The sequence below is a fragment of the Ancylobacter sp. 3268 genome, assembly GCF_031456575.1.
GTDB lineage: Bacteria > Pseudomonadota > Alphaproteobacteria > Rhizobiales > Xanthobacteraceae > Ancylobacter.
Genome location: NZ_JAVDUX010000010.1, coordinates 196,603 through 218,358 on the forward strand (window position 1 = coordinate 196,603; position 21,756 = coordinate 218,358).

27 protein-coding genes and 3 pseudogenes are annotated in these 21,756 nt (G+C 65.8%); 25 read left to right on the forward strand and 5 right to left on the reverse strand.

Annotated features, from left to right (window positions below; translation table 11 throughout):
* Positions 1-20 precede the first annotated feature (20 nt).
* Genes J2X65_RS15825 through J2X65_RS15895 form a run of 15 tightly spaced genes read left to right on the forward strand, consistent with a single transcriptional unit; the run spans position 21 to position 9,477 of the window.
* Complete coding sequence (locus tag J2X65_RS15825; protein ID WP_310202708.1) at positions 21-317, forward strand: hypothetical protein; 297 nt, start codon at positions 21-23, stop codon at positions 315-317.
* Entirely contained in the window at positions 314-784 is a 471-nt protein-coding gene (locus tag J2X65_RS15830) for a hypothetical protein (protein ID WP_310202710.1), read from the forward strand. The genes J2X65_RS15825 and J2X65_RS15830 overlap by 4 nt, the downstream gene beginning before the upstream one ends.
* A complete protein-coding gene (locus J2X65_RS15835) occupies positions 784-996 on the forward strand; it encodes a hypothetical protein (protein WP_310202712.1) in 213 nt (70 codons plus the stop codon). The genes J2X65_RS15830 and J2X65_RS15835 overlap by 1 nt, the downstream gene beginning before the upstream one ends.
* Positions 989-1,369, forward strand: coding sequence for a hypothetical protein (locus J2X65_RS15840; protein ID WP_310202714.1), 381 nt, complete (start codon positions 989-991; stop codon positions 1,367-1,369). The genes J2X65_RS15835 and J2X65_RS15840 overlap by 8 nt, the downstream gene beginning before the upstream one ends.
* A complete protein-coding gene (locus J2X65_RS15845; RefSeq protein ID WP_310202716.1) occupies positions 1,362-1,934 on the forward strand; it encodes a hypothetical protein in 573 nt (190 codons plus the stop codon). Before J2X65_RS15840 ends, J2X65_RS15845 begins: the two co-directional genes overlap by 8 nt.
* Positions 1,927-2,286, forward strand: a complete 360-nt coding sequence (locus J2X65_RS15850; protein WP_310202718.1) for a DUF4326 domain-containing protein — start codon at positions 1,927-1,929, stop codon at positions 2,284-2,286. Before J2X65_RS15845 ends, J2X65_RS15850 begins: the two co-directional genes overlap by 8 nt.
* Complete coding sequence (locus tag J2X65_RS15855; RefSeq protein ID WP_310202720.1) at positions 2,279-2,668, forward strand: hypothetical protein; 390 nt, start codon at positions 2,279-2,281, stop codon at positions 2,666-2,668. The genes J2X65_RS15850 and J2X65_RS15855 overlap by 8 nt, the downstream gene beginning before the upstream one ends.
* A complete protein-coding gene (locus J2X65_RS15860) occupies positions 2,661-3,812 on the forward strand; it encodes a DUF5131 family protein (RefSeq protein ID WP_310202721.1) in 1,152 nt (383 codons plus the stop codon). The genes J2X65_RS15855 and J2X65_RS15860 overlap by 8 nt, the downstream gene beginning before the upstream one ends.
* Positions 3,809-4,840, forward strand: a complete 1,032-nt coding sequence (locus J2X65_RS15865) for a hypothetical protein (RefSeq protein ID WP_310202723.1) — start codon at positions 3,809-3,811, stop codon at positions 4,838-4,840. The genes J2X65_RS15860 and J2X65_RS15865 overlap by 4 nt, the downstream gene beginning before the upstream one ends.
* Entirely contained in the window at positions 4,837-5,052 is a 216-nt protein-coding gene (locus tag J2X65_RS15870; RefSeq protein ID WP_310202725.1) for a hypothetical protein, read from the forward strand. The genes J2X65_RS15865 and J2X65_RS15870 overlap by 4 nt, the downstream gene beginning before the upstream one ends.
* Positions 5,049-5,513: a hypothetical protein gene (locus J2X65_RS15875; protein WP_310202727.1), complete on the forward strand. Its 465-nt coding sequence runs from the start codon at positions 5,049-5,051 to the stop codon at positions 5,511-5,513. The genes J2X65_RS15870 and J2X65_RS15875 overlap by 4 nt, the downstream gene beginning before the upstream one ends.
* Entirely contained in the window at positions 5,510-6,184 is a 675-nt protein-coding gene (locus J2X65_RS15880) for a DUF1643 domain-containing protein (RefSeq protein WP_310202729.1), read from the forward strand. Before J2X65_RS15875 ends, J2X65_RS15880 begins: the two co-directional genes overlap by 4 nt.
* Positions 6,177-6,503: a hypothetical protein gene (locus J2X65_RS15885; RefSeq protein WP_310202732.1), complete on the forward strand. Its 327-nt coding sequence runs from the start codon at positions 6,177-6,179 to the stop codon at positions 6,501-6,503. Before J2X65_RS15880 ends, J2X65_RS15885 begins: the two co-directional genes overlap by 8 nt.
* On the forward strand, positions 6,500-6,877 hold the full coding sequence (locus tag J2X65_RS15890) for a hypothetical protein (RefSeq protein WP_310202733.1): 378 nt from the start codon (positions 6,500-6,502) through the stop codon (positions 6,875-6,877). The genes J2X65_RS15885 and J2X65_RS15890 overlap by 4 nt, the downstream gene beginning before the upstream one ends.
* On the forward strand, positions 6,874-9,477 hold the full coding sequence (locus J2X65_RS15895; RefSeq protein WP_310202735.1) for a DNA methyltransferase: 2,604 nt from the start codon (positions 6,874-6,876) through the stop codon (positions 9,475-9,477). The genes J2X65_RS15890 and J2X65_RS15895 overlap by 4 nt, the downstream gene beginning before the upstream one ends.
* A 14-nt stretch (positions 9,478-9,491) precedes the next feature.
* Here the strand turns inward: J2X65_RS15895 and J2X65_RS15900 are convergent, their stop codons facing one another.
* On the reverse strand, positions 9,492-10,112 hold the full coding sequence (locus J2X65_RS15900) for a hypothetical protein (RefSeq protein ID WP_310202737.1): 621 nt from the start codon (positions 10,110-10,112) through the stop codon (positions 9,492-9,494).
* Between the two features lie 47 nt (positions 10,113-10,159).
* Here J2X65_RS15900 and J2X65_RS15905 point away from each other — a divergent pair, with 47 nt between their 5' ends.
* The 9 genes from J2X65_RS15905 to J2X65_RS15945 all read left to right on the forward strand — a co-directional run bounded on the left by J2X65_RS15905 (position 10,160) and on the right by J2X65_RS15945 (position 18,047).
* Positions 10,160-12,136, forward strand: coding sequence for a DNA cytosine methyltransferase (locus J2X65_RS15905; RefSeq protein ID WP_310202739.1), 1,977 nt, complete (start codon positions 10,160-10,162; stop codon positions 12,134-12,136).
* Entirely contained in the window at positions 12,133-12,597 is a 465-nt protein-coding gene (locus J2X65_RS15910) for a hypothetical protein (RefSeq protein WP_310202741.1), read from the forward strand. Before J2X65_RS15905 ends, J2X65_RS15910 begins: the two co-directional genes overlap by 4 nt.
* Complete coding sequence (locus J2X65_RS15915; RefSeq protein ID WP_310202743.1) at positions 12,594-12,926, forward strand: hypothetical protein; 333 nt, start codon at positions 12,594-12,596, stop codon at positions 12,924-12,926. The genes J2X65_RS15910 and J2X65_RS15915 overlap by 4 nt, the downstream gene beginning before the upstream one ends.
* A 202-nt stretch (positions 12,927-13,128) precedes the next feature.
* Entirely contained in the window at positions 13,129-14,550 is a 1,422-nt protein-coding gene (locus tag J2X65_RS15920; RefSeq protein WP_310202745.1) for a helicase HerA-like domain-containing protein, read from the forward strand.
* Positions 14,547-15,449 carry a hypothetical protein gene (locus J2X65_RS15925; RefSeq protein ID WP_310202747.1) on the forward strand — a complete coding sequence of 301 codons (903 nt, stop codon included), beginning with the start codon at positions 14,547-14,549 and terminating at the stop codon, positions 15,447-15,449. The genes J2X65_RS15920 and J2X65_RS15925 overlap by 4 nt, the downstream gene beginning before the upstream one ends.
* Positions 15,450-15,490: 41 nt before the next feature.
* Positions 15,491-15,946 (forward strand): hypothetical protein, encoded by a 456-nt coding sequence (locus J2X65_RS15930; RefSeq protein ID WP_310202749.1) that lies wholly within the window; start codon positions 15,491-15,493, stop codon positions 15,944-15,946.
* A gap of 76 nt (positions 15,947-16,022) precedes the next feature.
* Positions 16,023-16,412: a hypothetical protein gene (locus tag J2X65_RS15935; RefSeq protein ID WP_310202751.1), complete on the forward strand. Its 390-nt coding sequence runs from the start codon at positions 16,023-16,025 to the stop codon at positions 16,410-16,412.
* A gap of 723 nt (positions 16,413-17,135) precedes the next feature.
* A complete protein-coding gene (locus tag J2X65_RS15940) occupies positions 17,136-17,396 on the forward strand; it encodes a hypothetical protein (RefSeq protein ID WP_404977727.1) in 261 nt (86 codons plus the stop codon).
* The gene (locus J2X65_RS15945) at positions 17,397-18,047 is read left to right on the forward strand and encodes a tyrosine-type recombinase/integrase (RefSeq protein ID WP_404977728.1); all 651 of its coding nucleotides are present in this window, start codon (positions 17,397-17,399) and stop codon (positions 18,045-18,047) included.
* A 21-nt stretch (positions 18,048-18,068) separates the two neighbouring features.
* On the opposite strand, the pseudogene J2X65_RS15950 reads toward J2X65_RS15945, so the two are convergent.
* Positions 18,069-18,179: pseudogene (locus tag J2X65_RS15950) on the reverse strand (helix-turn-helix transcriptional regulator); the annotation flags it as partial.
* A gap of 118 nt (positions 18,180-18,297) precedes the next feature.
* Positions 18,298-18,741, reverse strand: a pseudogene (locus J2X65_RS15955) (MobA/MobL family protein); the annotation flags it as partial.
* Between the two features lie 172 nt (positions 18,742-18,913).
* Here J2X65_RS15955 and J2X65_RS15960 point away from each other — a divergent pair.
* Positions 18,914-19,040 (forward strand): annotated as a pseudogene (locus J2X65_RS15960) (conjugal transfer protein TraD); the annotation flags it as partial.
* Positions 19,041-19,101: 61 nt separating this feature from the next.
* Here J2X65_RS15960 and J2X65_RS15965 read toward each other — a convergent pair.
* A complete protein-coding gene (locus J2X65_RS15965) occupies positions 19,102-19,908 on the reverse strand; it encodes an oxidoreductase (RefSeq protein ID WP_310202757.1) in 807 nt (268 codons plus the stop codon).
* Between the two features lie 47 nt (positions 19,909-19,955).
* Positions 19,956-21,756, reverse strand: a 1,801-nt coding sequence (locus J2X65_RS15970; protein WP_310202759.1) for an efflux RND transporter permease subunit, incomplete at its 5' end; no start/stop codon positions are given.

The following is a 21,756-nucleotide window of genomic DNA, read 5'->3' on the forward strand; positions in this document are numbered from 1 at the left end:
ATCGGGGCGAGGGTGCTGTGATGGCCGAACTCGCCCCCGCCCCCTATCGTCTGTCCGACGATCTAACCGTAACCGCCGCCGACGGTTCGACGTTCTGTGTGATCGGCGATCCCTTCGCGTCGCCGACCGAGCGCGACCGCTTGCATGGCGCAGTCGTCGTGCTGCTGCCCGAGATCCTCGAAGTCTTCGGCATCTTCACCGAAACCTTCGCCATGGCGGCGATGGAGGCCGACTACTATCCGGAGGCTGTCCGCGCGCTCAAGGTATTCGAGCAGTTGAAGGCGGCGGGCTACCGTGGCCGGGGCATCGTGTCATGAGCCCTCTCGCCGCCTTCCTCGCCGGCGCCAGCGCCGCGCTGCTCACCGCCACTCCCCTCGCCTTCTGGCTTGGCCGGCGTTCGGTCGAACAGGACGATTTCCCGGGCGACCACGATCCCTATGCCGAGCCCCATGGCGAGGACGTCCGCCTGATCGGCGTCGGCATCGGGCTTGCGATCCTGACGGCCGCCGGCGTGGTCGCCGGCGTGTCCATCGGCTTCGCCCATGAGGCGCCCAGCGGCTGGGAATATCCCCGCGACTGCTGTTCTGCCTATGACTGCTACCCGGTGCCGGCCGGCGCCCTGCGTTTCGGCCCCGGCGGCATCACGGTCGAGGCCACCGGCGAAACCTTTCCCTCCCGGTCGACGATCGTGCGCCCAAGCGGCGACGGCGCCTTCCACCGCTGCTCGCGCGCCGGTGACCCGGCGAAGCCCACCATCTGCCTCTTCGTTCCGGGAGGCGTGTGATGGAGATCGTCGACGCCATGGCCGTCACTCTCGCCCGCTCGAATGTCGATCTCGCCGACGAGCGCGCCACCGCCATCTTCCTCCTGGAAGCCGGCTACGACGAGCGGGAGATCGCGAACCACCGGCTCCAGGCGGCCCGCGCCGCGCGCAGCCGGCGGAAGGCCGATGACATTTGCGCCGGCCGGCCGGCAAAGGGAGGCGCCCGTGGCTGACGCTTCCACGCTCCGGCATTTCGTCGAGAAGATCAGGGCCGGCGGCCATATCGGCGCCGATGACCCGGCCGCAATCGAGGCCTTCGGTTCCGAGGCGGCCTATTACGGCCAGTGCGCTACCACCGGGACCACCTATCCGGCCGATCTCAAGATCGCCTATGCGGTCGCCTTCAAGGAAGCGCTGCTCCCGAAATGGTACTGGCGCGCCGGGCATGGCTCGCAGGATCCCGGCTGGGCGCATCTCAATCGCGTGCACCCCGACCACTGCGACCGCCTCGACGAGGCGCACGCCGTATCCACGGAACCGGCCCGCGCGCTCGTGCTCGCCGTCCTGAAGGCCCGCCTCGCCCTCGCGGAGGCGCGTCATGGGTGAGCCGGTCAACATCTTCGTCGCCGGCCTCGGGCGCTGCGGCACCACCATGGTGATGGCCATGCTCGATCGCGGCGGGTTTCCCGTCGGCGATGTCGCTCCCGACTACGAGTCCTGTACGCCGATGGTCGCCGGAAAGGTCAGCGCCGAGGCGCTCGCTCCCTTCCGGGGCCAGGCGGTGAAATGGCTCGATCCGACCATTTCCATCCCGCCGGCAGGCACGCGGGCCGTGTCGATCTGGCTCGATCGGGATTTCACCGAGCAGGCCAAATCCCAGCTGAAGCTCTGCGGCATCCTGCCGTCGCGCCGGAAGGTCCGCGGGATCGCAGCCATGCTTCGCTCGGATAGTGAGCGCGCGCGGCGAGCGGTCGCCGGCTGCGGCCCGGTGCTGCCGATGTCCTTCGAGCGGATCCTCGCGCAACCTCTCATCGAGGCGCAGCGCATATGCGGGTTCCTCGGCAAGCTCGACGTGACGCGGGCCGCGGCGACCGTGCGCCGGCGCGGGCCGGAATGCCTTCCCGACCTGCTGCTGGAAGCCCGGCTTCTGCGGGAGGCGCTCAATGGCTGACGCACCCCGCCGGATCCGGCTGTCCCGCGCCAAGGGCTGGCGTATGCCGGACAACACCGTGAAGGTGGACCGGTCCACGCCATGGGGAAATCCCTTCGTTGTCGGCATCGATGGCACCGCGGCCCAATGTGTCGCGACGTACCATTTCTTGCTGTCCGGTCTTCTCTGCGTCTCGACAAAGGCGCCTCTCGACAAGCAGAAGGCGGCGCTCTCCCACGTGCGGGCTCACGCGCAGGATCTGCGCGGCAAGAACCTCGCCTGCTGGTGCGCGCTCGATAAGCCGTGCCGCGCCGATGTGCTGCTGGAGGTCGCCAACGCACCGTCACCGGCGACGGAGGCCGCCCATGGCTGACATGAACCTCGCTCGCGCTCACGAGATCGTCGCGGCGATCAACGCCCGATCTCTCGTGACGATCGGCATAGATCAGCCGCTGGGCTCCCTCTCCGGCGTGACGTTGCAGGAGATGATCGAGGCCAAGGCTGCGGTGGAGCGCGAGAACAACGCCGCAGTCGAAGCCGCCAAGGCGAAGGGCGGCGGCTATTCGATCAACCTGGTGCCCGATGATCGGCTGATCGCTGCTGTCTACACTCTTCATCATTACACGCCACGACACGACGCAATCCTTTGCGTTCCCGTCGATCATTTTCTAGGTGATCGACTGGCGCTCGCTGTCGTCGTCATCGACAGCGCAGAGGCGGATGCCGACGATGATGAAGGGGTCGCCCATGGCTGACCGCTCCAGCATCGAATGGACGGATGCGACCTGGAATCCGGTCCGGGCGCGCAGCCTGCTCAAGACCGGCGGCATCGGCTGGCATTGCGAGAAGGTCTCCGACGGCTGCCGCAACTGCTACGCCGAACCGATGAACGTCGATCGTTTCGGCACCGGGCTCGCCTACAAGCCGGGCAATGCCGGCAAGGTCGAGATCTATCTCGATGAGGCTGTGCTTGCCCGGCCGCTGCACTGGCGCCGGCCACGCAAGATATTCCCCGGCTCCATGACCGATCTCTTCGGCGACTGGGTCACCGACGCGATGTTGGACCGGATCTTCGCCGTGATGCTGCTGGCGCCGCAGCACGTCTATCAGTTGCTTACCAAGCGGCCGGAGCGGATGCGCGCCTATATCGGCATGCCAGGCGAAGCGCGTGCCGCGCGCAACGACGCGATCCGCACCGCCATGGAGGATCTTTCTCCCGGCCACGGCAAGCCCTGGGCATTGCAGCCCCGGAATCCAAACATCTGGCTCGGGATCTCCGCGGAAGATCAGCGCACCTATGACGACCGGTCCGCCTCCATCCTCGACCTGGCGGGAGGTTTTCCTCTGTTCGTGTCCGCCGAGCCCCTGCTCGGTCCGATCGACCTCCGCTTCAACTGGGACCACTGCGACCTGTGCGGCGGCACGGGCATGCTCGCCCGCTGGCCACGCGGCAAATGCCACGTCTGCGGCGGCAAGGGCCAGGTCCTGATAAACGGCCAGCCCAACGGCAAGGGCTATCGGGCCTTCTCCTGGATCATCGCCGGCGGCGAGAGCGGCCCCCGCGCCCGCCCCATGCATCCGGCCGGCCCGATCAGCCTGCGCGATCAGTGCGCCTCGGCCGGCGTCGCCTTCCTCTTCAAACAATGGGGCGAATGGATCGACGCCGATCAGTGGGTGCGGCTGCTGCATGTCGACGGATTCCGCTTCACCCATCTCGGTAAGCCCGTCGATCTGAATGCGCCTCTCTCTTTCGAGCTCGCCGCGGCACTCGCGCAAGAGATTGGCGCGCGCTTCGAATACCGGTCCGACGGCGGGACCTTCTTCCGCATCGGCAAGCGGCGCGCCGGCCGCCTCCTCGACGGCATCGAACACAATGCTTTCCCGGAGATCCGGCCATGACGCGCAAGCTCGACGTGCGCCTGCACGACACCACCATGGGCATCTGGCAGGACGATCCGAACGATCCGACCTTCAAGACGGACATCTTTGCCGGCATCCGCGGCTTGCTCTGGCGGCGCGGCTGGAAGGTCGGCGACGATCCGGCTTGCCACCATCGCAGCCTCCGGCCGTCGCATCGCCTCGCACGGAAAGGCAACCTGATCGCCTCCCTGCAAGTCGCCGGCCGGAGCATTGAATTCAAATGCTGGGCTGAGACCTGGCCGAAGGACAATCAGAACGGCCACCGATACGACTTTAACAAGCGAGACCGTCTCGACTACATCGACCGGCTGAGCCTGGAGCTGGAAGAGCGGGCCATCATCCGCTGGTTGGAGGCGCGCGCCAGCCTCTCCGTGAGCCGCTCGCGCCCGTATCCGTCGACCGGACGCATCACCGCCCTCGAATACATCGAGCAGGAGTATGCCGAAAGCTGGCATTCGGACAAGGCGCTGGGTCGCCCGGTCCCGACCGGCGATTACAATCGGAAATCTGCCGACGGCTTCATGCTGGAGCATGGCGCCACCGTCTGGACGACGGATGAGAAGGGCCGGCTGATCCGCGGTACCGCCTTCTACCACATCAACAATATGTGGTGGGTGGTGACGGGACGGCACGCGCTGGAGAACAAGGGCTGTCACGACATCTACGCCCGGCGCCCGGATAACGTCCGCCGCAAGCGGAACGGCCGCTCGCGTCGCTTCCGCCTGGAACGGGAGCTCGCCAACGCCATCCGGCGCGAGGATGAGAAGCGCGCCGAACTGCTTCAACAGATCCTGTTCAGTGACCAGCCGATCTATCGCATCTGGTCCCGGAAATGGAACGCTTATTACGGCCCCAACTATAGCGGCTACACAACCGACGAGGTGCGCGCCGGGCGCTACACACTGGCTGAGGCACGGCGCGAGGTCCGCCGGGTTTCGCACATCCTTCATGCCATCGGGCCCGACGGCCGCCGCGAAGATTTCGCGGGCGCCGAGGATGCGGCATGAGCGCGCCCACGCCGCGCACCTGGCGCGAGGTGTTCGAATGGCCCGCGGGCGAGCAGCTCACCGTCGATCAGATCGACGCCCGCTATCTCAGGCTGGCCAGTCTCTCTGGTCGCGATCGTCCGTGCGGCAGCGCCGAGGCGAAAGCCGAGCTCGACCGCGCCTATGTCGAGGCGCGCCGCGAGCTCGCGGATGCCGAGGGTGGAGCGAGATGAACCTCCGCATCCTCAAGAAGCTCTCGAAGCGGGCGGCGCCTCTGCTCATCGCGCTCGGCGATGATCGTGAGCAGTTCCGATCTGAGCGGCATGAAAATTACCACGGCATGCTCATCCGTGCCCGAAAGCACTTCGAGCGCTGCCCGTCCTGCCACACGGACCTATTCGGCGAACGGGAAATGGTGATCGAGCCGAGATGTCGGGCCGGCACGGGGCTTCCCTACGTGAAGCTCTATCCGCCGCACCATCCGCGCAAGGGAACCCTGATGGTCGGCGGCGTCTCGGGTGGTGAAGAACCGGAATGGAGCGAGGAGTGCGCCTGGCTGGCGCTGCGCGAACAGGTCTACTGGTCATTCGTCGACTATGACGGCGAAGAACTGGTTCCGACGCGCCAGCTTCGCTCGCCCCGCGACTTCTTCCGCGCGGCCGAAGACCTCATTCGCAAGCGGAGGGCGGCATGAGCATTCACACCCGCCTCTCCGCCCCGGCCATGCTCGCCGACGCCATGCCCATCTTCGTGAAGATGCGCGAATGGGCGGAGCCGGGCGTTCGGCTCAAGCTGGTCCGATGGTGGGGACCGGTCCAGGAGACCGATCCTCTGCGCTGGCTGCCGTGGATCATGCTGAATCCGTCGACGGCGAACGGCACGGCGAACGATCCGACCTTGCTGCGCATCATCCATTTCACGGCGCTGTGGGGCTTCAACGGCCTCTCCGTCTTCAACGTCTATCCCTTCCGCACGCCGTCGCCGCAGGAACTCGCCCGGACCGTCGTCGGCTGGCACCTGCGAGAGGATTGGGGCGTTCGCGATCAGATCCGGGATAATCACCGCTTCATCGCGAAGGACCTCGTCCACGCCGACGCCGCGATGGTGGCATGGGGCAGCCCAGGCGGCGCCCTCGGCGCCGACACGGATCTCTGGCTCGAGAGCCTGTTCGACACCATCAACGACCCGGACGGGCCGCGCTCCCACACGCTGAGGCTCTGGTGTCTCGGCATGACCAAGACCGGCGCGCCGATCCATCCGATGGCGCGCGGCAAGCACCGGGTGGCGAACGACGCCCGCCCGATCCCCTTCCCCAATCCCGGCACGATCTCCATCGGCGAGCCGGAGGAGCAGTGTCATGGGTGATGCAAAGCGAAAGAAACTCGCCCGAGATGCCAAGCCTCACGAAGTGTTTCCCGATGGACATGGGCCAGTGCAGAGCCACGTTGTCGACGTGATGAAGACTGCGCTGGACAGCCTGCGCGATGTTTTGCCGGGCTATGACTTCACTCTGTTTGCGAGCGAGCGCGAGGCTTCTGACGACCATCTACTGCCGCGCTTCAATTACATATCGACCGCCGAGCGCGCGGACATGGTCAACGTCCTTGCCGCCTTCATTCTGAAGAACAAGGACATGCTCTCCATCGACGCGGCGGTGGCCCGCGATCCTGAGGGTTCGGCATGAAGGCGCCCCTCTGCCACTGGTGCGGGAACGGCCGCCTGCGGCCCACGCCCTGGTTTCGCACCTTGTCGTGCGACGTCTGCCGCGTCGGCAGCGCGGACCTGAACGGCCCGGCTTTCATAGGCTGCTGCATCCCGTTCTGCCGTGCCTCCCGTGGCGACCGGAAGGGCGACCCGCTCACAGCGCACATGGAATGGATCTGCTCCCGTCACTGGCGCGCCGTGCCGCGCCGGCTGAAGCAGCGGCGTGCCTCGCTCCGGCGGATGGAAGCCCGCACCAGCGATGCGGCCCGCCTTCAACGCATCCATGCAGCTGACGCCCGCGCCTGGTCCGCCTGCAAGCGCGCCGCCACCGAAGCGGCCGGAGGAATCGCATGAACGCGCCTCTCTCCTATCGGCAATTCCTCGAAGCCAAGATGAAGATCGCTCCCTCGACCGGCATCTCCGTGCCGCTGGACGCCATTAACCCGGAGCTCAAGGACTTCACCCGGGCAATCGTCCAGTGGGCCGTTGCCGGCGGCCGTCGCGCCATCTTCGCGTCGTTCGGCCTGCACAAGACCGCGACGCAGATCGAGGCCTGCCGGCTGCTGATGGAACGCACCGGCGGCCGGGCGCTGATCGTCCTGCCGCTCGGCGTCCGCATCGAATTCTTCCGCGAGGCGCGGCAGCGCTTCCATGGCGCCCATGCCGTCAGCCTGAAATTCATCCAGTCCGCCGCGGAGATGGACGACGGCCGGCACATCTACCTGACGAACTACGAGACGATCCGCGACGGCAAGCTCGATCCGAACCTGTTCGACATCGCCAGCCTCGACGAGGCGTCGATCCTGCGGAGCTTCGGCTCGAAGACCTTCCAGACGTTCCTCGCCCTGTTCGACAAGGTGCGGTTCCGTTTCGTCGCCACCGCCACGCCCTCGCCGAACCGGTTCAAGGAGCTGATCCACTACGCCGGGTTCCTCGGTGTCATGGACACCGGCCAGGCGCTGACCCGCTTCTTCCAGCGCAATTCGGAGAAGGCCGGCGACCTCACGCTCTACCCGCACAAGGAACACGAATTCTGGATCTGGGTATCGACCTGGGCGGTGTTCCTGCAGAAGCCGTCGGACCTCGGCTTTTCCGACGAGGGTTATGACCTGCCGCCGCTCAAGGTGCGCTGGCACGAGGTGCCGGTCCAGTTGATCGGCTCGACGGCCGACCGTGACGGGCAGCTGGCGCTGATCCGGCCTGAGGCCAAGGGTCTGTCCGAGGAAGCACGCGAGCGCCGCGCTGCGCTGCCGGCCTGCATCGCCAAGCTGCAGGATATCGTCGCCGCCGATCCGGACAGCCATCGGGTCATCTGGCACGACCTCGAAGATGAGCGCCGCGCGATCGAGAAGGCGCTGCCCGGCGTGGTGTCGATCTACGGCGCCCAGCCGCTGGAGGAGCGCGAGCCTCTCATCGAGGGCTTCTGTGACGGCTGGATCAAGGACCTCGCCGCCAAGCCGGTAATGCTCGGCTCCGGCTGCAACATGCAGCGGTACTGCCACAAGGCGGTGTTCCTCGGCGTCGGACACAAGTTCAACGACTTCATCCAGGCGATCCACCGCATCCAGCGGTTCGGCCAACCCTTCGAGGTCGAGATCGACGTCATCTATCCCGAGAGCATGCGCCCGGCGCGCCGCGATCTCGAGGCGAAATGGGCGCGCCATGAGGAGATGGCGGCGCGCATGAGCGAGATCATCCGCAAATATGGCCTCAGCCAGGCCGGCATGGCCGACGTGCTGAAGCGCTCGATCGGCGTGCAGCGCATAGAGGCCAGCGGCAACGGCTGGCTGGTGGCCAACAATGACTGCGTCGAGGAATGCCGGCGCATGGAGGCGGGCAGCGTCGACCTCATCGTTACGTCGATCCCCTTCAGCAACCACTACGAATACACGCCGACCTATGACGATTTCGGCCACACCGATGATGATGAGCATTTCTTCGCGCAGATGGACTTCCTGACGCCGGAGCTGCTGCGGATCCTGAAGCCCGGCCGGGAATGCTGCATCCACGTCAAGGACCGGATCCTGTTCGGCTCGGTCACCGGCGCCGGCACGCCGACGGTGAACCCCTTCCACATGAAGACGGCCTTCCACTTCATGCGGCACGGCTTCGCCTACATGGGCATGGTGACCATCGACACCGATGTCGTCCGCGAGAACAACCAGACCTATCGGCTCGGCTGGAGCGAGAACGCCAAGGACAGCACCAAGATGGGCTTCGGCAGCCCGGAATTCGTGCTGGTGTTCCGGAAGCTCCCGACCGATCGCTCGCGCTCCTATGCCGACGAGCGCGTGACGAAGGAGATGCCCCGCGTCGAGATGCTCGACGGCCGCATCGTCGAGTTCGACGACAAGGGCCGGCCGGTGCCAGGCACGGGTTACAGCCGGGCACGCTGGCAGACCGATGCCCATGCGCGCTGGCGGTCCAGCGGCAACCGGCTGGCCACGGCCGAAGAGATCGCCGCCATGGATCCGGACGTGGTCGGCAAGGTCTTCAAGCAATTCAGCATGGAGACCGTCTACGACTACGAGACGCACGTCCGCATCGGCGAGCTGCTGGACTATCGCGGCGTCCTGCCGGCCACCTTCATGGCGCTCTGGCCGGCGAGCTCCCGGCCGGACGTCTGGCATGACGTCGATCGCATGCGCACGCTCAACACCATGCAGGCGTCGGCCGGCCGGGAGCTTCACGTCTGTCCGCTGCAGTTCGACGTCGTCGATCGCTGCATCAATCGGTACTCAAGCCCGGGCGAGCTCGTCTTCGATCCGTTCGGCGGCCTCTTCACGGTCCCCTATCGCGCCCTGCACCTCGGGCGCCGCGGCCGCGCCGTCGAGCTCCACCCGGAATATTTCGTCGACGGCATCAAGCACCTGGAAGCCAAGGAGCGGGAGAAGGCGACGCCGTCCCTGTTCGACTTCCTCGCCGCCGGCGATCAGACGGAGGCGGCGGAGTGATCACGGCTACGGCACTACGATCCACCCACGATTTTGGAATTGGCGAGCACACTCGTCAGTGCGTTCGTAAGAGCTTCTTTCTCAATCCAGACCTCGCTTTGGCTCACGGCGAGGCGCGTCACGACGTTGTTATAGTCGGCAATGCGAAGATCAAGATCGATGACCTTCTCAATCGTCCTTATTCCAAGACGCCAAAGCTCCCCATAGCCCAAAACCGCTTCAATCGTTCGCAGTTTTCCGAGGTGCGAACTTGGAACCACTTCACCATCCGAACAAAATTTGAGCCGCCTAAGGTAATTCTCGGCGTCTACCTGGATCATGGTCGCCGATCGCAGAAGCAGGATCATGACCGTACGCTGCCGAGCCTCTTGTTCTTCTTGAAGGGCTGCGAGTTCGTATTGCTGCATCATCACTTGCCTACGCGTGAGGCCGAAGGCAATCGCGGCCGCAATCAGTGTCATAAGCCCGCCGGCAACACCGCCCCAGAAACCCAGCCAATCGGCACGGTGATCGCTGTCCGCCCAGGCAACAGGATCATCACAGAACGCAGCGAGAAGCGTGGCGCCAAGGATTGCGCCGAGTACCACGCCGGCGCCAATCAGCGGCCCCGGACTGTCCCAATTCGGTTTCCACATACCGCGAGGCTGCACGGTCGCCCTCAGGTTGTCGAGAGGCATGCAGCATGAGCGAAGTAGAAATCCGCCACTTCCACATCTGCTGCGGCCTCGGCGGCGGCGCCAAGGGCTTCAACCGGGGCCGCGCACGCGTCGGCACGATGAACGCGCGCTTCCGCTGCATCGGCGGCGTCGACAGCGACGCGGCGGCGATCCGGGATTTCACCCGCGCCGCCGGCGTGCAGGGCACCGTGCTCAACCTGTTCAGCACCGAGCAATATATCGACTTCCATGATCGGCCGCCGCCGGCGGACTGGCGCGAGGCGACGACAGACGACATGCGTCGCGCCGCCCATGGCGAGCGCCCGCACATCGTGTTCGCCTCTTTCCCGTGCAAGGGCTTCTCCGGCCTGCTGTCGGAAACCAAGAGCCTCACCAAGAAGTACAAGGCGCTCAACAGCCTCAGCTTCCGTGGCCTGTGGCTGGCGCTCGAGGCGTGGAAGGACGATCCACCGGAGTTCTTCATCTTCGAGAACGTGCCGCGCATCGCCACGCGCGGCCGGCACTTCGTCGATCAGCTGATCGCGCTGCTGCGCAGCTATGGCTATGTCGTCGCCGAGACGACGCACGATTGCGGCGTCGTTGGTGGCCTCGGGCAGAGCCGCAAGCGGTTCCTCATGGTCGCCCGCCACGCGGCGAAGGTCCCTCCCTTCCTCTACGAGCCGCCGAAGCGCCGGTTGCGCGGCGTCGGCGAGATCCTCGAAAAACTGCCGCTGCCCGGCGATGAAGATCGGGGCGGCCCGATGCATCGCATCCCGTCGCTTCAGTGGAAGACGTGGGTGCGCCTGGCCTTCGTCCAGGCCGGCTCGGATTGGCGGTCGCTGAACCGGCTCGCCATCGCCGACGGCGTGCTGCGCGACTATGGCATAGCGCCGGACACAGAATGGCAGGCGGGCGTTCTCGGCGTGCAGCCGTGGGGCCGTCACAGCGGCACGGTGACCGGCCGTGGTTCCCCGACCAACGGGACTTTCGCTGTTGCCGACCCTCGGGCGCCGGACGGCGCCCTCCAATATGGCAATTTCGGCGTCCGCGACTGGGAGGCTCCGACCGGCGCCGTGATCAACGTGAAGTCGCCCGGGCAAGGTGGCTTTGCCGTATCCGATCCGCGCCTGGAAGGCACACCGCGCTTCAACAACGTCTTCCGGATCGTCGGCTTCGGCGACCACTCGCCGGCCGTCGCCGGACCGGGCGGCCCCGCCGGCGGGCTGGCGGTGGCGGATCCTCGCCCGGCCGACCGCGATGACTACAAGCAGACGAAATACCGCGTCACCCGCATGGATGAGGCATCGGGCGTCGTCATCTCTGCATCGACCACCGGCAACGGCGCCTTCGCCGTGGCCGACCCGCGCACCGGCTATGGTCCGAACTCTCATCGCAACAAGCTGGCCATCGTCGACAGGGATCACACGGCTGGCACGGTGACGGGCTCGGATCGTGTCGGCTCGGGCGCGCTCAGCGTCGCTGATCCCCGGCCGGCTGCGCTCAGCCGTGAGGACCGCACCGAGTACTTGACCGGCGGCCATTACGGCGTCACCGGCTGGGATCAGTCCACCGGCGCGGTGCCTGCCTTCGCGAAGAACAACAATGGCAACTGGTCCGTTGCCGATCCGCGCGAGCCGGAAGCGGCCCTTGCGGCGATCGAGGCTCTGCCGGCGCCGAACACCAACCTCGTCGCGATCATCCGCGCGCTCGACGGGACCTGGCACCGGCCATTCACCACGCTGGAGCTCGCCGCCCTTCAGAGCCTCGTCGATCCCGAAACGCTCTTCACGCTCGAGGGCCGGTCCGATTCCGCGTGGCGCGAGCGCATCGGCAACGCCGTGCCGCCAGACGCCGCCGCCGCCATCGCCTCGGTGATGGGCCGCACGCTGCTGCTCGCCTGGGCCGGCGAGAGCTTCATGCTCTCCGCCGATCCGATCTGGGTGCAGCCGCTCACCGTCGCGCTTTCTGTCGACATCCCCAACATCGAAGGAGAGCTGTCGTGAAGGCGCTCACCGTCTGGCAACCCTGGACAAGCCTGATCCTCTATGGCTGGAAACCCTACGAGTTCCGCGGCTGGCCGGCGCCAGTCAATCTCCGTGGCGAACGCATCGCGATCCATGCCGGCGCTCGGCCGGTAAGGGTGACCGAGGTTACCGACCTCATCTTGCGCCTTCGCGGTCCGGATGCCTGGACGACAAGCCTACGGCCCGAGGCGCTCGAATTCCTCGAGCGGGTCAAGCTGACGCCCGGCATTCTCCCGCTCTCGCATGTGCTCTGCACCGTCGAGCTCGGCACGCCGGTCCGGTCCTGGGAGATCGTCGGCGAGTTCGGCGGCGTCATCAACGACAGCGACCGGGACAATCACTGCAACTGGGCATGGCCGGTCTCGAAGATCGAGCCGCTCGTTCCGCCGGTGCCCGCCAAGGGCGCCCAGGGCTTCTGGAACTGGGCGGGCTCTAAATGACGACGGCAACCCAGCTCTCCGACGCGCAGTGGTGCTTCCTCGACCTGCTGGTGCGCTCCAAGCAGCGCGGCGCCTCGCGGGTGAACCGGCACGAACTGCTTTATTCGAGTGCGCTGCCAGCGGTGGTCAGGATGAGGCTGGTGTTCGCCGGCCTGACCATGCCGGCCGAGTTCGTCGTCATACACGGTCAGCACGATTTCGAGCTTACCGAAGCGGGGCAACGGCTCTACGACCTGCGGTTCGGACGTGGCGCCGAGCCCGCGTCAGCGACCTCGATAGCAGATCGCGTCATTGCCCTCCCGGACCTAACCGGAGGCACCCGTGGCTGACATCTGGTCCGGCTTCTCCGCCGTCATTGGCCGCACTGGCGCCGGCAAGTCCTATGCGGCACGCGGCGTCGTCGAGGGGTTCCTGGACGATCGCCGCCGCCTCTGTGTCGTCGACCCGACCGGCGTTTGGTGGGGCCTACGCAGCCTCGCCGACGGCGGCGCCGGCTTCCCCGTCGTGATATTCGGTGGCGAGCACGCCGATGTGCCGATCGACGTCGATGCCGGCGGGCTGCTGGGCGCGATGATCGGAGAGGAGAAGGTCGGCGCCTCGATCGTCGACGTCTCCGAATTCTCGACCGGGCAGCGCACCCGCTTCCTCACCGACTTTTTCGAAGCATTGTATGGCGCCAACCGCACCGCCCTGCACCTGGTGCTGGACGAGGCCGACGAGGTCGCCCCGCAGAACCCCATGCCGGAGACAAAGCGGCTCCTCGGCGCCGTCGATCGCATCGTGCGCCGCGGCCGCGTACGCGGCTTCCGGCCGATGATGATCACGCAACGCCCGGCCGTCCTGCACAAGAACGTCCTGTCGCAGATCGGCACGCTTGTGGCGCTGCGTCTCACCTCCCCGCAGGATCGCAACGCCATCGGCGATTGGGTAAAGGGCAACGCCGATGGTGACCAGGCCGACACGGTGATGAAGAGCCTGCCCAGCCTCGCCGTCGGCGAAGGCTGGATCTGGTGCCCGGCGCTCGACGTGCTCGAGCGGAAGGCCTTCCCGCGGATCCGGACGCTGGATTCCTCCCGGACGCCGGAGCACGGCGAGGAGCGGGCCGCGCTGCCGCCCATATCGTCGATCGACGTCGACCACCTCCGGCATCTGCTCGGCACCGGCGCGGAATCGCCGACCGCCGCCGGAGGCGCAACCGCACCACCATCGGTCAACGTCGCCGTTATCGAGGCAGCCGCCTATGAGCGCGGGCTCGCCGACGGGTTCGAACGCGGCCAAACAACCGGAATTGCCATCGGTATCGCTCGCGCGCAGTCGGCCCTCAGTGCGCTGCAGATCCCCGACATTGTCGCCTCCGTCCCTTCGTCTAGCGGCGGGACATCGGCGTTTGATACCGGGGACCATGGTTCGTATCCACGAGCGGCAACCACGTCACTGGCCAGGCCCCTGAAGCGTGACGTCGTTCCGGCGCCGAAATCTGAAGCGACCGGCCTCAACAGTGCCGGCCGGAAGATGCTGGCGGTGCTGGACACCAACCCGCCGGTCCGACGGTCCTGGCAACAGATTGCCACCCTCGCCGGCCTGAAGGCGCGCGGCGGTCATTTCAACGCCGGTCGCAAGGCACTGATCGAGAGCGGCCTGATTGTGGATAGCGATGGACTGGTCGCCATCGTCGCGCCAAGTGCCAAGGCCGGCCCCGCCACCAGCGATCCTGCCGCCATGGTCGATCTATGGGCGTCGGCGCTTTCGGGCGCCGCGCCGAAGGTGCTGCGGGCCCTCTTCGAAATGGGCGGCACCGCCGCCCGTTCCGCCGTCGCCGAGCGCCTCGGCATGCAGCCGCGCGGCGGCCACTGGAACGCCGCGTGGAAGGAGCTCCGCGACAATTCCATCGTCTCGGTCGAGGGCGACACCGCCCGCCTCACCGAGCTCTTCAATCCGGGAGGTCAGGCATGACCAATATCGTCGACGCTGAAAAGAAAACGCCGATCGATGTCCTCCTCGAGGCGAGCGAACGGCTCCCGCAGATGCCGGAGCTCAAGTTGGGCCTGGAGGTGTTCAATGTCCATTGGGGCTTAGATGCCTATGACCCTCCCTTCGAGGTGAGGCGGGCGGTGCATGATCTCGTTGAGACGTTTCTCGCCCTGGCCGCCGCGCCCGCCGCGTCCGCCGCGCTGGTGCCGGTGAAGGTGCGGGAGTTGGTGGCACACCACGCTGAGGCGGAGCGCTATTGCCTCGGCCTGTTGGCCGAGGAGGCCGGCGAAATTGTGCAGCTTGTCGGCAAAGCCATGCGCTTCGGGACCGACACGCCCGGTAGGCTGAACGCAGCTGGCGAGGTATCCGGCGAGACGCCGCGCACGCTGCTCCCCGCCGAGCTAGGAGACATGCTTGCGGCTGTATCCTTCGCCATTCGCCACGGCATCGTGCAGAGCGAAGCGATTGAGACTGCGCAGGTGCGGAAGCTGGCAAAGCTCCTGGACCCCGACGCCAAAGACAACCTGGGCCGGCCGCTCGCGCCACAACCCGCCCTCACCGCTGCCCAGCCGGTGGGGCGGGAGGAACCTCCGCGCGTACCGACGCAGCAGGAGATGAACGAGGCGTTCTACGTCGATGTTTGCCGCGCGGAGGATCGCCTCAAGGAGTTCATCACTGCGGGCAAGGCCCTGCTCGAAACCCTGCCGAAGCATTGGCATGGCGAAGCCGAGACCAGCCTTCGTGACCTGATCGACGAAACTGAAATGGTGCTCTCGCCGAAGAAGCATCATCAGACTTATGCAGTGCAGCAGGCCATAAAGCGATATCGCGGAAAACCTGCTGGATCGGCCCCACAGCCCGCCCCCGACGCCCAGGGGTGAACATGGAGCCCCATCGCGTTCGCCTCACCAAGGTCGATGGCGTGACGATCGTGCCGGCCGGCGCCGTCCGCGTCGATCGCGGCAGTCCATGGCGCCCGCCATTCTGGACGGATCACCCCTATGTGGTGCGCCAGATCGTGCAGGACATTCGCGTAATTGATTGCCCGGGCAACCGGATGCTGTTCCTGGCCCGCATGTTCCGGGATTGGATCTGCGGCACGCTCGGCGATCACGTCATGTGGCGCTCATTGCCCCACTACGATCGCGCGCTGCCGGCCCCGCCGACGCTGACGGAAATCCGAACCCGCCTCGGCGGGCGCATCCTCGCCGACTGGCCGCGTATCGGTCAGCCCTGCATAGGCGATGTCTTCCTTTCGCTCGCAAACCCTCGCCCCGACGGGTCGCCGATGCCGATCTCGCTCGATCGCATGGATCCTGCGCTCGGCTCGGCGAACTGGATGATCGGCCGGAACAACATCCATCGGAGTCGGATCTGACATGGCAATACGCCCTTGGACCGGACCGATCCCCAAGACGAAACCCTCGAAGAAGCGGAAGCCGTCGCGCCGCCTGGTGCCGCCGCGTTCGCCCCTCGAGGATCCGGACCATCTCCGGCTGCTGCTGCAGTTGCCGTGCCTGGCGAGCGGCGAGACGCCCGCCGGCGCCTACGCGCACATCCACTATCCCAGCGCCCTGCTCTCCAAGCCCGTCACCGGCACCGGCATGCTGCCGGAGGATAAATGGGCCGTCCCCTTGAAGGCCTGGTTTCACACCGTCAGCCGCAACCCTGATGCCCCGGGCGGCGAGGAAGGCTGGTGGGAGCGCCGCGGCATCAACCCGCTTGTGGTCGCCACCCGGCTGCACGCCGCGTCGGTCACGCTCCGTGACGCCGGCGTGTCGGAAGCGGAAATCGTAAAGCGCCTGACGGCGATCATAATAGCGGCCCGGGCTTGCGCATGCTGAACGACCCGGATTCACCGATTCACACGACATGGCGCCGGCGGCGCCACGTCCCCCCCGATCCTTCCGATGCGATGATCCGGGAGTGCCTTATAGCGGCCGCCGACCTGGTCGACCGGTATGGAGAGGACGTGCGACCTCTGCTTGCATTTTTCGAGTCCGAGTTTCGGAAACGCACAGGTCGAGGTAGCGAGAGCGAGCGAATTCGGGCAATGATTGGCTCCGCAATCTGAAGACATTCGCCATACAAATGCGTTACATTTCTCCACGCCGTTCGGAGCCATCTTCACTAAATAGCTGATATAATACGCTTTTCTATTCCATGGTTTTTGGCAAGAGTCCTGCTCAGGGAGCCACTCCCCCGTTTCCGGGGCGGCTCAGCTTTTCCCAAGCACTCTCTTCCCCATTGAAATTGGTGGATAATTTAATTTCCAGCCTCCGCTCGCTATCCCAATCAGGATCAGCCAGAGCCACCCCATCCCGCGAATTTGTTGGCCTAGTTGTTGGCCTGCAGCCCGTGTTTTCAGTGATCCCGGCAATCAACAGGGGATGGCGAACATGGCCTCGTCAGATGCAGCGTACCGGACGGCAAAGGCCGGGAAGGCGAATACAAACTTTCCGACGGTGGTGGCCGCTATCTCTTCGTGAAGCCCAACGGCGCCCGGGTCTGGCAGCAGGCCGACAGGTTCGCGGGCAAACAGAAGAAACCCATGGCCCTACCCGTTCATTTCGCTGGCCGATGCGCGGCGGCTTCGGGACGAGGTCAGGAGGTTGTTGGCCTCAGGGGTAGACCCAGGAGCCAACGAACAAGCCAACAAGGCCGCCGGCGCGGCGTCTGTCGCCGCCGCAACGAGCACCTTCGGGGTCATTGCGATGGAGTTCATCGACAAGATGACAAAGGAAGGGCGAGCCGAGGCCACCCTCCTGAAAGCGCACTGGCTGCTGGAGGAAATCGCGGCCCCTCTTCGCAACCGCCCCATCGCGTAGATCACACCGCCAGAGATTCTTGCTGTCCTACGGGCGGTGGAGGTCAGGGGTGACGACAGGACCGCACGCCACTCCCGTAGCATTATCGGTCAGGTTTTCCGTTACGCGATCGCAACCAGCCGCGCCGAACGGGATGTGATGGCCGATCTGCGAGGTGCGCTTGTCCCACCCACGACCAAGCACCGCACCGCCATCACACGCCCGAAGCGGCTGGGCGAGCTTATGGCGGCCATCTATGGCTGGACGAAGGATCAGGAAACGACGGTCGCAGGCTTGAAGCTGATTGCCCTGCTGGCACTCCGCCCCGGCAAACTCCGCGCCGCTGCATGGGAGGAGATTGACCTCGAAGCTGGGGTCTGGACCGTTCCAGCCCGCCGAACCAAGATGCGCCGACCACACCGCATGCCCCTGCCCTTACAGGCCGTAGCCATTTTGCAAAAATTGCTCGGCGCTACCCGAAGCGGGATCAGCACCTTCGTGTTTCCGGCGACCGTCTCGGTGAGGAAACCGATGAGCAAAAACACCTTGACCTTCGCTCTACGACGTTTGGATATAGGGGCGGACGACATGACCGCCCACGGTTTTCGGACAGCGTTCGCCACGCTCGCCAATGAGAGCCGGCGCTGGCATCCCGATGCAATCGAGCGGTAGCTCGCCCATGTTGAGGGCAATAATGTGCGCCGGGCATATGCCTTCCGCGATCTTGCGGTAGATGGTGGAGCGGGACAGGCTGGTCCGGGCAAGGACGGTCTTCAGGCGGACGATACGCTCGGGTGTCTGCATGGCGGTGCTGCCTCCTGCTGGATGCGCCTGAGGGCGCCTGCTCCAGACAAGACACGGAGCCGCCGGCCGGCAAGAGGATGAACGGCGCCGGTGTGGCATGGCGAGCCGGCGGCGGCACATCCACCGAGCGCATGGTGAGCATGACATGGGCATGGGGCTTCGGCATGCCGTCCTCACCGACATCCCAATGCACATTGAGATCGGCGACCATCCCGAGAGCGACGAACTCCGCCTGGACGAAGTCGCGGGCCAGCGCGATCCCCTGCGCCTGGCTCATCTCCCGCGGCAGGGTGAACTCGACCTCGCGGGCGAGCCGCGCGTCCTTCCGCAGTTCGAAGGCCTCGATATCGTTCCACAGCCGCTCGCGGTCGCTCCACATCTCAGGCGCGCCGTCGGGCAGCAGAACCTCGGAATGCACGACGCCGCGATTGCCGGAGAAGTCCTGAACGCGATCGATGCGCGCGTCGCGCAGCCTTGAGGCCGAGCGGTAGGCCGCGGACGCCACCGCACTGGAGCCGGCCTTGCGGCCGATGACCTTGACGTGATGATAATAGATCGCCATCGCGATCCAAACATGAGCACGGCAAAGCGCATGTCGGAAAGACGTATAAGCGCGCCCTCCCTCGAAAAAATCTCGGGAGCGACGAGCCCATCCCAGTCTGTCCCGGCAACATTACAGCCATCTGCCACACGCTCAACTATCATCCCTCCATCGACTGCTGATGGAGATGACAATGCACAAGCCACGGGACTTCGACACGCGGCTGGAGGCGCTCAAGAAAGGCGCGAGAGCTCAGGAGCAGCAAGGTGCAGCAGCTGGGCGATCTGGTGATCGCCACCGGCGCCGACGCGCTCACGACCTAGGAATTGGCCGGTGCGCGGCTCGTGCTGGCCGAGACCAAGGACCTCAGATAAGCACCCTTCATCCTAGGCCGAACGTCTTCCTCAGCCCCTTCTCCACGGGCCCCGCCGGCATGAAGCGGCGGAGTTTGGAGAGGAGGGACGCCTCTCCCTTCGGCGTATGGCGCATCTTCCATCTGCCCAGCGCGGCGCGCACGATCGTGGCGGCGACCGCGTCGGGTTCGGGCGCCTTCTGAACGTTCTTCTGGACTGCCCGGGAGACGATGTCGCGCTCCTTTCCATAAGCGATAATGATGGAGGCCGCCTGCGGCGCGTTCAGATCGAGGTTGGTCTTGGTGAAGGACGGTTCGACCAGCGCCACGCGGATACCGAACTGGCGGACCTCGTGATCGAGGCTTTCGGACAGACCCTCGACAGCGTGTTTGGACGCCGCATAAAGCGCCATATAGGGCGCAGGCAGAAAGCCCAACACCGAGCTGACATTGACGATGCGGCCGGAGCGTGCCTCGCGCATATGCGGCAGAACGGCCTTTATCATACGCAGAAGGCCGAAGAGATTGGTGTCGAACAGCGTTTGGGCTTCATCGATCGACGTCTCCTCTGTGGCGCCGAGCAGGGTCACCCCCGCGCTGTTGACCAAGACATCGATACGCTTGTCCTGCGCGATGATGGTCTGAATGCCGCGATCAATCGATGTCTCGTCACGGACATCCATCTCGACGAGCGTCACGCCGGGAAGCGCTTGAGCTTTTGTCAGATTGCGCACGGTGCCATAGACGCGGCATCCCGCTTCCGCGAATTTCAGCGCGGTGGCACGGCCGATGCCGGATGAGACCCCGGTGATGAGCACGATTTTCGCGGTCGACATGATCGTTCCTTTGTTCATTGCTTTGAGATGAGAGCGGTTGAAGGCTCTCATTCGGCGGCCATGGCCGGATGCGCTGCGGGACTGCGCGCGACGTCCGCGTGCACCTGATCGGGCGTGGCCTTGATGCGGAACCAGGCGGCGTAGAGGGCGGGCAGGAACAGCAGGATCAGCACCGTGCCGACGGCGGTGCCGCCGATCAGCGTGTAGGCCATCGAGCCCCAGAACACCGAGTGCGTGAGGGGAATGAAGGCGAGCACCGCCGCCAGCGCGGTCAGGATCACCGGCCGCGTCCGCTGGACGGTCGCCTCGATGACGGCGTGATAATCGTCGAGCCCCGCGGCCTTGTTCTCCTTGATCTGCTCGGTCAGGATCAGGGTGTTGCGCATCAGGATGCCGGCCAGCCCGATAAGCCCGAGAATGGCGTTGAAGCCGAAGGGCTGGTTGAACAGCAGCAAGGTCGGCACCACGCCGGCGAGGCCGAGCGGCGCCGTCATCATCACCATGGTCATGGTCGAGAGGCTGCGAACCTGCAGGATGATGACGATGAGCATGGCGGCGATCATCAGGGGGAAGATCTTGACCAGCGCGATATTGGCCTTGAGGGACTCCTCGATATTGCCGGCCATCTCGATGCGGTAGCCGACGGGCAGCGAGGCGATCAGCGGCTGCAGCGCCTGCATCACCTGTTGGGAGACCTCCGGCGGCTGCGTTGCTTCGTTGACATCGGCGCGGACGGTGACGACCGGCGTGCGGTCGCGGCGCTTGAGGATCGGCTCTTCGAAACGGATCTCGGAGTGGCCGACCTGGTCGAGCGGAACCTGGCGCCCGTTGCGGCTCATCAGCGAGAAGTCCGCCAGGCGGGACGGATCGAGCCGATGGTCGCCGGCGCTGCGCGCCACCACCGGCACGTTGCGGATGTTCTCGCGCACCTGCGTCACGGTAAGGCCGGTCAGCAGCAGCTGCATCTGCTGGGCGGCCTCGGTGGGCGAGAGGCCGATTAGGTTGAGCCGGTCCTGGTCCGGAACGAAGCGGAGCACGGGCGCGCGGTTGCCCCAGTCGCGGTTGGCCTGCCGCACGTCCGGCACGCCGTTCATCAGGGTGAGCGCCTGCTCGGAGATGCGGTACAGCTCCGCCGGGTCGGGGCCCATGATGCGGAACTCGACCGGGAACGGCGTATAGGGCCCGAAGACGAGCTGGGTGACCCGGACGAAGGCCTCGGGAACGAGACCCTCGGCGATGGCGGCGCGGAGCTCATGCTTCAGCGCCTCGCGCGCCTCGGCATCGCGCGTCAGCACCACGATCTTGGCGAAGGCGGGATCGGGCAGTTCCGGCGCCATGGCGAAGAAGAAGCGCGGCGCGCCCTGGCCGATATAGCTGGTGACGATCTTGGCCTCGGGGCGCTCCCTCAGCCAGCGCTCGACCTTTTCCACCGCCGCCGCCGTGGTCTCGATGCTGGTGCCTTCCGGCATACGCACTTCGACCAGCACCTCGGGACGATCCGAGGTCGGGAAGAACTGCTGCTTGACCGCTCCCATGCCCATCACCGAGAGGGCCATGGCGACGCCCACCACCGCGCAGGTGATGAATTTATGGCGCACGGTGAACTGGATGACCGCGCGCAGGCGCCGATAGTTCGGCGTGTCGTAGATCGCCTGGTGGCCGCCCTCGACCGGCGTGATCGCCGGCAGCATCTTGACGCCCAGATAGGGCGTGAACACTACGGCGACGATCCACGAGACGATCAGCGCGAAGCCGACCACCCAGAAGATGTTGCCGGCATATTCGCCGGCGGCGGAGGCGGCGAAGCCGACCGGCATCAGGCCGATGATGGTCACCAGCGTGCCCGAG

What these genes read in the sequence shown, in the direction of transcription:
- J2X65_RS15870 (WP_310202725.1), top strand. Translation starts at nt 4,837, where the DNA reads ATGAGCGCGCCCACGCCGCGCACCTGGCGCGAGGTGTTCGAATGGCCC.
- J2X65_RS15880 (WP_310202729.1), top strand. Translation starts at nt 5,510, where the DNA reads ATGAGCATTCACACCCGCCTCTCCGCCCCGGCCATGCTCGCCGACGCC.
- J2X65_RS15855 (WP_310202720.1), top strand. Translation starts at nt 2,279, where the DNA reads ATGGCTGACATGAACCTCGCTCGCGCTCACGAGATCGTCGCGGCGATC.
- J2X65_RS15915 (WP_310202743.1), top strand. Translation starts at nt 12,594, where the DNA reads ATGACGACGGCAACCCAGCTCTCCGACGCGCAGTGGTGCTTCCTCGAC.
- J2X65_RS15875 (WP_310202727.1), top strand. Translation starts at nt 5,049, where the DNA reads ATGAACCTCCGCATCCTCAAGAAGCTCTCGAAGCGGGCGGCGCCTCTG.
- J2X65_RS15925 (WP_310202747.1), top strand. Translation starts at nt 14,547, where the DNA reads ATGACCAATATCGTCGACGCTGAAAAGAAAACGCCGATCGATGTCCTC.
- J2X65_RS15885 (WP_310202732.1), top strand. Translation starts at nt 6,177, where the DNA reads ATGGGTGATGCAAAGCGAAAGAAACTCGCCCGAGATGCCAAGCCTCAC.
- J2X65_RS15825 (WP_310202708.1), top strand. Translation starts at nt 21, where the DNA reads ATGGCCGAACTCGCCCCCGCCCCCTATCGTCTGTCCGACGATCTAACC.
- J2X65_RS15965 (WP_310202757.1), bottom strand. Translation starts at nt 19,908, where the DNA reads ATGTCGACCGCGAAAATCGTGCTCATCACCGGGGTCTCATCCGGCATC.
- J2X65_RS15830 (WP_310202710.1), top strand. Translation starts at nt 314, where the DNA reads ATGAGCCCTCTCGCCGCCTTCCTCGCCGGCGCCAGCGCCGCGCTGCTC.
- J2X65_RS15845 (WP_310202716.1), top strand. Translation starts at nt 1,362, where the DNA reads ATGGGTGAGCCGGTCAACATCTTCGTCGCCGGCCTCGGGCGCTGCGGC.
- J2X65_RS15835 (WP_310202712.1), top strand. Translation starts at nt 784, where the DNA reads ATGGAGATCGTCGACGCCATGGCCGTCACTCTCGCCCGCTCGAATGTC.
- J2X65_RS15860 (WP_310202721.1), top strand. Translation starts at nt 2,661, where the DNA reads ATGGCTGACCGCTCCAGCATCGAATGGACGGATGCGACCTGGAATCCG.
- J2X65_RS15905 (WP_310202739.1), top strand. Translation starts at nt 10,160, where the DNA reads ATGAGCGAAGTAGAAATCCGCCACTTCCACATCTGCTGCGGCCTCGGC.
- J2X65_RS15865 (WP_310202723.1), top strand. Translation starts at nt 3,809, where the DNA reads ATGACGCGCAAGCTCGACGTGCGCCTGCACGACACCACCATGGGCATC.
- J2X65_RS15900 (WP_310202737.1), bottom strand. Translation starts at nt 10,112, where the DNA reads ATGTGGAAACCGAATTGGGACAGTCCGGGGCCGCTGATTGGCGCCGGC.
- J2X65_RS15890 (WP_310202733.1), top strand. Translation starts at nt 6,500, where the DNA reads ATGAAGGCGCCCCTCTGCCACTGGTGCGGGAACGGCCGCCTGCGGCCC.
- J2X65_RS15850 (WP_310202718.1), top strand. Translation starts at nt 1,927, where the DNA reads ATGGCTGACGCACCCCGCCGGATCCGGCTGTCCCGCGCCAAGGGCTGG.
- J2X65_RS15895 (WP_310202735.1), top strand. Translation starts at nt 6,874, where the DNA reads ATGAACGCGCCTCTCTCCTATCGGCAATTCCTCGAAGCCAAGATGAAG.